The 9878-nt window shown below is 67.4% G+C and carries 13 protein-coding genes; 10 read left to right on the top strand and 3 right to left on the bottom strand.

Annotated elements, in window-relative coordinates:
- The first annotated feature begins 178 nt into the window (after positions 1 to 178).
- The 9 genes from rplS (at position 179) to WBL05_RS12300 (ending at position 7144) form a co-directional block, all read left to right on the top strand.
- A complete protein-coding gene (rplS, locus tag WBL05_RS12340) occupies positions 179 to 526 on the top strand; it encodes a 50S ribosomal protein L19 (RefSeq protein ID WP_424226300.1) in 348 nt (115 codons plus the stop codon).
- A gap of 104 nt (positions 527 to 630) precedes the next feature.
- Entirely contained in the window at positions 631 to 1488 is an 858-nt protein-coding gene (gene lepB, locus WBL05_RS12335; RefSeq protein WP_424226299.1) for a signal peptidase I, read from the top strand.
- On the top strand, positions 1485 to 2159 hold the full coding sequence (locus WBL05_RS12330; protein ID WP_424226297.1) for a ribonuclease HII: 675 nt from the start codon (positions 1485 to 1487) through the stop codon (positions 2157 to 2159). Before lepB ends, WBL05_RS12330 begins: the two co-directional genes overlap by 4 nt.
- Positions 2156 to 2467, top strand: a complete 312-nt coding sequence (locus tag WBL05_RS12325) for a DUF2469 domain-containing protein (RefSeq protein ID WP_424226296.1) — start codon at positions 2156 to 2158, stop codon at positions 2465 to 2467. The genes WBL05_RS12330 and WBL05_RS12325 overlap by 4 nt, the downstream gene beginning before the upstream one ends.
- A 464-nt stretch (positions 2468 to 2931) precedes the next feature.
- The gene (locus WBL05_RS12320; RefSeq protein ID WP_424226294.1) at positions 2932 to 3321 is read left to right on the top strand and encodes a YraN family protein; all 390 of its coding nucleotides are present in this window, start codon (positions 2932 to 2934) and stop codon (positions 3319 to 3321) included.
- A complete protein-coding gene (locus WBL05_RS12315; protein WP_424226293.1) occupies positions 3318 to 4838 on the top strand; it encodes a YifB family Mg chelatase-like AAA ATPase in 1521 nt (506 codons plus the stop codon). The genes WBL05_RS12320 and WBL05_RS12315 overlap by 4 nt, the downstream gene beginning before the upstream one ends.
- Complete coding sequence (gene dprA / locus WBL05_RS12310) at positions 4835 to 5971, top strand: DNA-processing protein DprA (RefSeq protein WP_424226291.1); 1137 nt, start codon at positions 4835 to 4837, stop codon at positions 5969 to 5971. Before WBL05_RS12315 ends, dprA begins: the two co-directional genes overlap by 4 nt.
- Before the next feature lie 65 nt (positions 5972 to 6036).
- A complete protein-coding gene (locus tag WBL05_RS12305) occupies positions 6037 to 6375 on the top strand; it encodes a NifB/NifX family molybdenum-iron cluster-binding protein (protein ID WP_424226290.1) in 339 nt (112 codons plus the stop codon).
- Between the two features lie 154 nt (positions 6376 to 6529).
- Positions 6530 to 7144, top strand: coding sequence for an AAA family ATPase (locus WBL05_RS12300; RefSeq protein ID WP_424226289.1), 615 nt, complete (start codon positions 6530 to 6532; stop codon positions 7142 to 7144).
- A 63-nt stretch (positions 7145 to 7207) separates the two neighbouring features.
- Here WBL05_RS12300 and WBL05_RS12295 read toward each other — a convergent pair whose 3' ends face one another.
- The gene (locus tag WBL05_RS12295) at positions 7208 to 7690 is read right to left on the bottom strand and encodes a MarR family winged helix-turn-helix transcriptional regulator (protein WP_424226288.1); all 483 of its coding nucleotides are present in this window, start codon (positions 7688 to 7690) and stop codon (positions 7208 to 7210) included.
- A 61-nt stretch (positions 7691 to 7751) separates the two neighbouring features.
- Positions 7752 to 8321 carry a cysteine hydrolase family protein gene (locus tag WBL05_RS12290; protein WP_424226287.1) on the bottom strand — a complete coding sequence of 190 codons (570 nt, stop codon included), beginning with the start codon at positions 8319 to 8321 and terminating at the stop codon, positions 7752 to 7754.
- Positions 8322 to 8520: 199 nt separating this feature from the next.
- Here WBL05_RS12290 and WBL05_RS12285 point away from each other — a divergent pair, with 199 nt between their 5' ends.
- Positions 8521 to 9336, top strand: a complete 816-nt coding sequence (locus WBL05_RS12285) for a hypothetical protein (protein ID WP_424226285.1) — start codon at positions 8521 to 8523, stop codon at positions 9334 to 9336.
- Here the strand turns inward: WBL05_RS12285 and WBL05_RS12280 are convergent.
- A complete protein-coding gene (locus WBL05_RS12280) occupies positions 9276 to 9569 on the bottom strand; it encodes a UBP-type zinc finger domain-containing protein (protein ID WP_424226283.1) in 294 nt (97 codons plus the stop codon). The genes WBL05_RS12285 and WBL05_RS12280 overlap by 61 nt on opposite strands.
- Positions 9570 to 9878: the final 309 nt, after the last annotated feature.

The raw sequence follows: 9878 nt of genomic DNA, 5'->3' as shown, positions 1-9878 counted from the left end.
CCCCGGCGCCGTCCGGCGTTCCGGCCACTGGGCGCGGGGTTTGGGCACGCGAGGATGGCTGTGGCATGATTGTCAGGTTGCTCTGGCGTGCGGCTCCTGCCACAGGGGGATCGGCCCGCACGGTGGGGATCCGACCGAGCCAACCGCGAGGTGACCTGTGGCACCGACGAGGACAATCATGAACCCGATCATCAACGAACTCGACAAGGCCTCGATGCGCCAGGACGTCCCGGCGTTTCGGCCCGGTGACTCCGTGCGCGTGCACGTGAAGGTCGTCGAGGGCAACAAGTCACGTATCCAGGTCTTCGCCGGCGTCGTCATCGCCCGCAACGGCAAGGGCATCACCGAGGCGTTCACCGTTCGTAAGGTCTCCTATGGCACCGGCGTGGAGCGCACCTTCCCGCTGCACTCGCCGATCATCGACCGCATCGAGGTCGAGCGGCGCGGCGACGTGCGGCGGGCCAAGCTGTACTACCTGCGCGATCGGCGCGGCAAGGCGGCCAAGATCAAGGAGTACCGCGGCTAAGGGCGGCCATCCTCTGGCGCGAGGTCCCGGCACCTGGGGGTGCCGGGACTTGCCGTGTCATGGGACGTAGGATTGGACGCGCCCGTCGACGCGAGGAGTTCACAGTGAAGCAACCGGGACAGCTCGCCGGCGAGGAGGCTACCGCACGATCCGGCGTCAACTTCGACGAACCAAGGGCGACCCACCATTCCCAGTCCAGCCGGGACGAGCCCAAGTCCTCGGTGGGCCAGTTCTTCGGCTTTCTCGCCGAGGCCTCACTGGCGATCGTCGTGGCGCTGGTCATCACCGCGTTGCTCCGGGTGTTCGTCTTCCAGGTCTTCCAGGTGCCGAGCGGCTCGATGGAGCAGACCCTGGAGCAGCGCGACCGGATCGTGGCGATTCGGCTGGCCGACTTCTCGCGCGGCGACATCGTGGTGTTCGAGGATCCGCCCGCCGAGTGGATGGGCACGCAACCCGCCAGCACCAATCCGGTTCGCCAGGTCCTCGAGGCGCTGTACCTGCTGCCGGACAGCTCGCAGGGATACCTGGTCAAGCGGGTGATCGGCACCGCTGGCGACCGCGTCTCCTGCTGCGACCAGAGTGACCGGATCATCGTGAACGGCGTGCCCCTCGACGAGTCGGACTACCTGTTCACCGACGCTTCTGGCCAGGCAGTGCGTCCATCCGAGACCCCGTTCGACGTCGTGGTGCCGGCCGGGCACATCTTCGTCCTCGGTGACCACCGCGACCGGTCGGGTGACTCCCGGCTGCACCTGTGTGAGTCGACCGAGCCCGGCGTCCCCGCCGGAATGAATGGCTTCGTCCCCGTCGAGGACGTGGTCGGTCCGGTCGTGTCGGTGGTGCTGCCGCCGCACCGATGGCGGCTCTTCTCCACGCCGGACACCTTCGCTGCCGTTCCGCCCGGCGCCGAGGCGCCGGCGGCTCCGGTTCTTGGCGAGGGCACCTGCAGGTCACCGCGATGAGTGAGGGGATCCGCCCTGGTCGGGGCATCTACGGCTACGAGCGGGCATTGGCGCGGGCCGGTTTCGCTCCCGTCGCTGGCGCCGATGAGGCCGGCCGCGGTGCCTGCGCCGGCCCACTGGTGGCCGCCGCGGTCATCCTCGACGACCGGAGGTCGCGCCTGATCGAGGGACTCAACGACTCCAAGCTGCTGACCGAGCAGACCCGCGAGCGACTGTACGAGCAGATCGTCGCCAAGGCGGTGGCGTGGTCGGTGGTGGCCGTCGAGCCCGAGGAGTGCGACACCCTCGGCATGCACGAGGCCGACCTGCAGGGGTTGCGGCGGGCGCTGCTGCGGTTGGATGTGCCGCCCGCCTTCGCCCTCACCGACGGCTTCCCGGTGGCTGGCCTGGGCATCCCGGGGCTGGCGGTCTGGAAGGGTGATCAGGTGGCCGCCTGCGTGGCTGCGGCGTCCATCATCGCCAAGGTCACCCGCGACCGGCTCATGGACGGCTACGAGGCCCAGTACCCGGGCTATGGATTTGCGGCCCACAAGGGGTACTGCACCCCAGAACACCAGGAGCGGCTGGACGAACTGGGGCCGTGCCCGATCCACCGGATGCGGTATCAGAACGTGCGGCGGGCGCTCGATCGGCAGCGCCTCGCCCAAGCAGATAGAGTGTCCTCACGATGAGCACCGACGACCTGGAAGCCTACGAGGCCAAGCTCGAGCTCGACCTTTACCGCGAGTACAAGGACGTGGTGAACATCTTCACCTACGCGGTAGAGACCGAGCGACGCTTCTACCTGTGCAATGCGGTCGACCTGAAGGTGCGCACCGAGGGCGGCGACGTCTACTACGAGGTGTCGATGGGGGACGCCTGGGTGTGGGACATGTACCGTCCGGCCAGGTTCGTCAAGTCGGCCAAGGTGCTGACCTTCCGAGATGTGTCCATCGAGGAGATCCAGCACCGCGAACTGGAGATCCCCGACCAGGAATAGCGGGACCACACACCCCAGTGAGTCGGAGCAGGCAGGCTCGGACCAACCGTTGGGCGCCCACTGGTGGACGCCGTGACCGCCGCCTGGCCTGAGGGCTTCCCCGGGGAATCAACGCGGGCGGCACTGGTCGCCCTGGCCTGGAAGTGCACGCCCCGGGGTTTCGCGTGCAGGATCGGTCCGCTTGGCCGGAAAGGGCACGCCTCGGGTGCGTTTCGCGGGCTGTATCGCTCGGCTTGGCCGGGAAGTGCACCTGCAAAGGGCACTTCGCGAGGCTCGTCCATCGCGTTGGAGAAGGTGACGCCGGCCAGCTGTCGCCGACCAGCCCATGGTTCGCACCTTGGGCCGCTCGCTCTGGCTGCCACTGTCTCAGGCACTTGGCAAGTTCGTGAGATTGCCCCTGTGGACAACTGACCGATCCGGTCATCGACCAACAACCATCTTCTCCGCACAAGGTGGAGGTGTACATGAACAAGATCAACAACGCGGCAGGTCCCACCCGGCTAGGAGCATGGGGCGAACAGGCTGCAGCGGAGTACCTCAGTGGACTCGGCTGGCGGGTGGTTGCCCGGAACTGGCGCGGCGACGGCGGCGAGCTGGACCTGGTGGCGCTGGAACCGGTTGAGGGCGCACCACCGGTCGGAGTAGTGGTGGAGGTCAAGTGCCGCCGCGGCACCGGCTTCGGTGACCCCCTGGAAGCGATCACCCGACAGAAGAACTCCCGGCTGCGCCGACTGGCCGGTCAGTGGTGGCAGGCCTGTTCGCAGCCGCTGTCGGGGTTGCGGCTGGACGCGGTCGGCATCGTCAAGGTTCCCGGCATCCGGCCCCGGATCACCCACGTCAGGGGCATCCAGTGAGCACCGCGAGCGCCTGGTCGGTGGCACTGCTCGGAATGGACGGCGTGCTGGTCGAGGTGGAGGCCGCCATCGGCTCGGGCCTGCCCAGAACCGTCCTGGTCGGGTTGCCGGACGCCGCACTCTACGAGGCCCGCGACCGCTGCCGGGCAGCCGTCGCCGGCGCCGGACTGGACTGGCCGTCGCAACTGCTGACGATCAACCTCACCCCGGCCAGCCTTCCCAAGGCCGGTTCGCACTACGACCTTGCCATAGTCGCCGCTGTGCTGGCCGCAGCCGACAAGGTACCACGCAGCATCGCGTCGTCCAGCGTGCTGGTTGGTGAGCTGGGCCTCGACGGACGCGTCCGCCCGGTACGAGGCGTGTTGCCCGCGCTGCTGGCTGCCCGCGACGCCGGACACGCAACCGCCATCGTTCCGGCCCAACAGGTCACCGAGGCGCAGTTGGTGCAAGGCATCACCGTCTGGGGTGTCTCGGGGCTGGACGACCTGGTCGAGGTACTGCACGGCCGCCCGGTCCTCGGCCACCAACAACCCACGCAGCCCCCGGCCCCCGATCCGGAGGCAATCCCGGACCTCGCGAACGTGCGGGGACAGGCCGAGGCCTGCTGGGCGGTCGAGGTGGCCGCGGCCGGTGGCCACCACCTGTTCCTGCACGGGGCCCCTGGGGTCGGCAAGTCGATGCTCGCCGAGCGGTTGCCCTGGCTGCTGCCCGAGCTGAGCGATGCCCACGCCTTGGAGGTGTCGGCCCTGCACTCGTTGGTTGGTACCGAACTGGCCGGCCAGTTGATCAGGCGTCCGCCCTACTCACATCCGCACCACAATGCGTCGGTGGCAGCACTGGTGGGCGGCGGCGCCCGGGTAGCGCGACCCGGCGCGATCTCGTTGGCGCACCGCGGGGTGCTGTTTTTGGATGAAGCACCTGAATTCAACCCGCGTGCGCTGGAGGCACTGCGTACCCCCCTGGAGACCGGGGAGGTCACCATCGCCCGCTCCACCAGCCACGTGCGCTACCCCGCCCGGTTCCAGCTGGTGTTGGCGGCCAACCCGTGCCCATGTGGGTCGCTGGGTGTGGCGGGTGGCGACTGCACCTGCACTCCGATGGCCATTCGCCGCTACAACGAACGGCTCAGCGGGCCGATCCTGGACCGGATCGACATCCACCACCGGATGCTTCCGAGCACCCGGGTGTTTGCGCAGAGCACCGCCGGGGATCCCACCGCGGAAGTGGCCGTTCGAGTTCGGCAGGCCCGCGATCGACAACAGCGACGGTGGGCCGGCACCGACTGGACCACCAATGCCGAGGTGCCGGGCTTCCAGGTGCGCAAGCTGCCCGCACCACAGGGCATGTCATTGGTGGACGACGCGGTGCACAGCGGCCGGCTCAGCGCCCGGGGCGTCGACAAGGTTCTGAGGATCGCCTGGACGCTGGCCGACCTGCAGGGCCACGACCGCCCGTCTCGAGCCGACGTGGCCGGAGCGCTGGGCCTGCGGCAGGACTCCTGGCGGTGTGCAGCATGAGCGACTGGAACGACGAACGCCTGGCCAGGGCGGTGTTGAGCCAAGTCTGCGAACCGGGCGACCCACGCCTGACTAGGCTAATCAGTGGGCATGGCGCCGCGGACGCGCTGGCGGCATTGCGACGCAGCGGGCATGACTCCGCGTGGGTGCGCAGGGCCAGAACAGCCGACGCGTCAGCCCTGGTGGACCGCGCCGAACGGCTTCGGCTGCGCTACCTGATGCCATCCGACGCGGAGTGGCCGGCCGGGCTGGCTGACCTCGACCGCTGCGAGGAAATTGGCGGCATGGGTGGGGCACCACTCGGGCTGTGGGTGCTCGGGACGGCTCGACTCGACCAATGGCTGGGCAACGCGGTCGCCATCGTGGGCGCCCGGGCGGCCACCAGGTACGGGGAGGTGGTCGCGACCGAACTGGCCGGGCAACTGTCCGCCGGCAGGTACGACTACACCGTGGTCTCCGGCGGTGCCTTTGGCATCGATGCATCAGCACACAAGGGTGCACTGACGGTCGGTGGACGCACAATCGGGGTCTACGCGGGCGGCCTGCACGAGCCATACCCCAGACAGAACGCGCGACTGTTCGAACGACTCGCGGTGGAGCAACTGGTCATCTCGGAAGTCGCGCCCGGCCTGCCACCGACCAGGGCCGGCTTCCTGGCCCGCAACCGCCTGATCGCCGCCCTCGGGCTCGGCTGCGTGGTGGTGGAGGCCGCCCAGCGCTCCGGCGCACAGAACACCGCGTCCTGGGCGGCCGCACTTGGCCGCGCCGTGATGGCCGTACCGGGCTCGGTCGATTCGGCGATGTCCGTCGGCTGTCACCGGCTGATCAGGGACGGCCAGGCAACCCTGGTTGCCGACTCCAACGATGTGGCCGCGCTGCTGGCTCCCATCGGACGAGGCCCTGTTCTGCCCAGCCGAGGTGAGCAGCGGCCGCTCGACCTGCTGGACCCCCGACTGCTCGCCATCCGGGAGGCGATGCCGGGACGACGGGCCGCATCCGCCGGTGAGGTGGCCATCGCCTGTGGTCACCCCGTCCCCGACGTGGTGGCAGCGTTGATCGAGCTTGAACAGCTGGGCATGGTGCGGCGGACCGCAGACGGTACTTGGCGGCTGGGACGCCCTGCCGGGGCGTAGACGCCCAACAGCTCCCGCTCCCCGCCCGGCTTTGCAGCCCGGGTGATATGCGGTGAAATGGCGGCATGATCCTCACTGTTCCCGTGACGTCGCAAGGCCAGGTGGATACCAGGTTCGGTAAGGCGGAGACGATGGTGGTCGCCACCGTCACCGATGGTGACATCACCGACTGGCAATTGCATGAAGTTGGTTGGGACGTCCTGCACGACCAGGGCGAGCATGGCCAGCACCACGCCCGGATCGTTCGCTTCCTGAAGGAGAACCGGGTGCAGCGGGTGCTGTTCGCCCACGCCGGGCAGCCCATGCTGCACACCATGGCCAAGATGGGCCTGGAACTGGTTCAGGTCGCCCAGATGGACGCCAGGGAAGCCGTTCGCCAGGCGGCCGCACTGAAGGCCGGTTGATCGGCCGCCGAGGTACTTCTGTCAGCCTGAGCAGGCCAAACAGGAGCGTCGAGGTTGCGGAAGGCCGTCCGGCTGGCAGGATAATCAGGCAAGATGTTGGTGACCCCCCGGATTGCTGCGGGGACCCCCTCGCACACTCAATGAGGAGCAACACATGACGGAAGCAGCACGCAAGATGCCGTTGGTCATCACCATATGGGAGACCTATGGCTCCGGGATGGAACAGGTCGCGGCCCTGGTCGCCGAGAACCTCGGCGTTCCAGTGCACGCGCAGGCGTTCTCATCAGAGCAGATCGAGGCCGCCGAAGCCGCGCGTGCTGAGGAAGGTGGCTTCATGCGGATGGTACGTCGCATCGGTTCGCTGCACATCGGCGACGCCGTGGCGACCAGTGCCCGCGATGAGCAGGAATCGTGGGTCGAGATGGCCGCCAGGAACACCAAGGTCGTCCGTGCCGAGGCTGCCCAGGGCGGTTTGGTCCTTGGACGCAACGGCGCGTTCATCCTGCACCAACATCCCCGGGCGCTCCACGTCAAGCTCGACGGCCATCCCAAGGCTCGCGCGGAGGCCGCCGCACGGGAGAAGGGCATCTCGCTGGAGCAGGCCACCAAGCGGCTGCCCAAGGAGGACGAGTTCCGGCGCACCTTGTCACAGAAGACCTACAACTTCGACCCGGCCGGCAACGAGTACTACGACCTGGTGCTCAACGTTCCCAGGCTGGGCGTCGACGAGACGGTGCGGCTCGTGCTGGAGGCTGCCAAGGATCTGTGACCCCGGACAGGTCCCTCGCGAGCAGCTCCACACAGCGGTGGTTGCTGGGCCTGCTCCGAGTCGTCAGCCGGGCAGCATCGGGTATACCCGCCGATCGGGGTCGATGCGCTGCAGTATCGCGTCAGCGATCTGGTCCAACTGGTCGACCTGCTCGGGCGACAGGGCATCGATCACTGCCGACCGCACTTGCCTGACGTGGCCCGGCGCGGCCGCCTCCAGCGTCCGCCAACCCTGTTCGGTCAACCGGGTGTTGGTTGCCCGGCCGTCCTCGCTACTGGCACTACGTTCGACCAGTCCTCGCCCCTCGAGCCGCTTGACCACGTGCGACAGCCGGGGGAGCGTCGCATTGGTCCGTCTGGCCAGGTCGGACATCCGCAGGGTTCGGTCTGGCGCCTCGGACAGCATCGCCAGCACCAGGTACTCGTAGTGGGTGAGGTTGGAGTCACGACGCAACTGGGTCTCGAGCACCCCCGGGAGCAACTCAACCAGGGCCTGGAGCTTCAGCCAGGCGGTGAGTTGGTCCTTGGTGAGCCACGGGGTCGACATGACTCAATCATATCCGATTCAATTAATGCGACAACTACTTGTCCTCTAGGGCCGCTCCGGCTCACCACCAGTCGGCGACTTCATCGAGGCCAAGCAGTTGCTGCCGAACCTCGGTGTGGTTGTCCTGGAGTGCACGGCGGCCACGCTCCGGTTGCCCGGACGCGATCGCGTCCACGGCGAATCCGACGATGAAGTCGTGGGCGAAGGCGTCCCTGCCGGTGATGGCCAGGCAGTTCTCGGCTTCGACACCGCACAGCAGCAACCGCCTGATGCCCAGCAGGCGTAGGCGCTGCGCCAGGTCTGTGCCGTGGAAGCAGCTGTCGCGGATCTTGGTCAGGTGGTGGCTGCCCGCTGGCACCTCCAGACCGGTCATCAGGTCGGCCTGCGAGCTGCCTTCGAAATTGAACCCCTGGTCGTCGTCGAGCATGGACAGCGTCCAGGTGGAACGATCCCGTTGGTGCACGGTCCGGTACACGAAGATCGGTGCCCTTCGCCCAGCGGCCTGCCGCATCAGGGCGTTTGCGTTGCTGACCACCCGGCCGGCCTCCGCGGCGAGCGAGTCCTTCTCAAAGAACCCTCGTTGCAGGTCGATGACGATGAGGGCGGTTTGGGACGTGTTCGAACTGGACATCGGACTCCCAACGGTCGTGCGGGTGCTCGGGCAGCAAGCCTAGTGGCAACCGTTGGCATCGGTGGTCAGATCCGGCATGCCGTTACCGCTGGCGGTTGGACCGGTTCCGTACGCTGAGGTCAGCCCAGCATCCGCGACGTATCGGGGAACCATGCAGACGCCGCCACGGACAGCCAGCACGCCGGTCAAGGTTCTGGTTGTGCTCACCTACCTGGTGATGATCGCCACTAACGCGCTGGCAAACGCGCTGCCGATCAATGGGCGTTCAACTGGTGAGATATCCGACTCCTACCCCAACCTGTTCGCCCCGGCAGGGTTGACATTCTCGGTCTGGGGCGTGATCTACCTGCTGCTGGCAGCACACGTGCTCTACCAGCTCGGCCTGTTCCGGCAACGGGACGGTGAGGCAGCCGGCCGGCGGTCGTTGCTACAGCGCGTCGGGCTTCTGTTCTCGGTGTCGAGCCTGGTCAACGCCTCGTGGCTGGTGACCTGGCACTACGACCTGATCGCACTGTCCACAGTGCTGCTGGCCACCCTGCTTGTGCTGCTCATCCTGATCACCCGGACGATCCAGCGGGAGCGACTGTCCGGTCGGGAGAAAATCTTCGTCCGGCTGCCGTTCAGCGTTTACTTCGGCTGGGTCACCGTGGCGACGATCGCCAACATCACCATCTGGCTGGTGAGCATCGGCTGGGACGGGTTCGGCATCGCGGAACCGACGTGGGCTGTGATCATTCTTGCAGTGGGTGCGCTTATCGCGGTGGCGGTGATCCTGCGTGACCGTGACCCGGCTTATGCGCTGGTGCTGATCTGGGCCTACTTCGGCATCTGGCTGAAGCACAACTCCGCCGAGGGTTGGGACGGAGCCTACCCGCAGGTGGGCATCGCTGCGCTGGTGGGCGTTGCGGCCTTCGTCATCAGCGCGGTGGTGGCGGTTCTGCCCGGCCGAGGTCGTCAGAGGTACGACGGCGCCGGCGGGGCGTCCGATACCTGGAAGGCGAGTTCGTCGACGTAGCACAACCACCAGTCCTCACCCGGCTCGAAGGAGCGGACGACCGGGTGTTGGCTGGTGTGCCAGTGTGCGGTGGCGTGGCGGTTGGGTGAACTGTCACAGCAGCCGACGTGACCGCACGTCATGCAGATCCGCAGGTGGACCCACCTGGAACCGGTGCGCAGGCAGTCCTCGCAGCCATTGGCCGACGGGGTGGCGTAGATCACTTCGTCCAGGTGAGAACAGGGCTGGGGCATGGTGAGGTCCTCTCGCGATCCTTGGTGAGGCGACTGTACCGACGCCAAAGGTGTCTGCCCAAGGGCCGGCGATCGCACCCGGGTGCGGGGCGAACCTCACAACGGGCGGATCCCGAAACCATCGGATTCCTTGCGACAACGGCATAGGGTGAACCCCAAGTGCTCGGGGCCGCGCGCTGCCCGAGCTTGTCAAGATGTTTGTGTAACTGATTTTGGGTCACATTGGGTTTACTACAGGTAGGGGTTGATGCGGTCGGGGTAGACGAGGGCGAGCTCGCCTAGTGCGGCCTTCCAGCCGGTGACCACGCC

Origin of the sequence: Brooklawnia sp., assembly GCF_049651565.1 — a bacterium.
Classification (GTDB): Bacteria; Actinomycetota; Actinomycetes; order Propionibacteriales; family Propionibacteriaceae; genus Brooklawnia.
The sequence above is the reverse complement of the archived record's forward strand: the minus strand, read 5'-3'. Positions and strand labels throughout refer to the sequence as shown.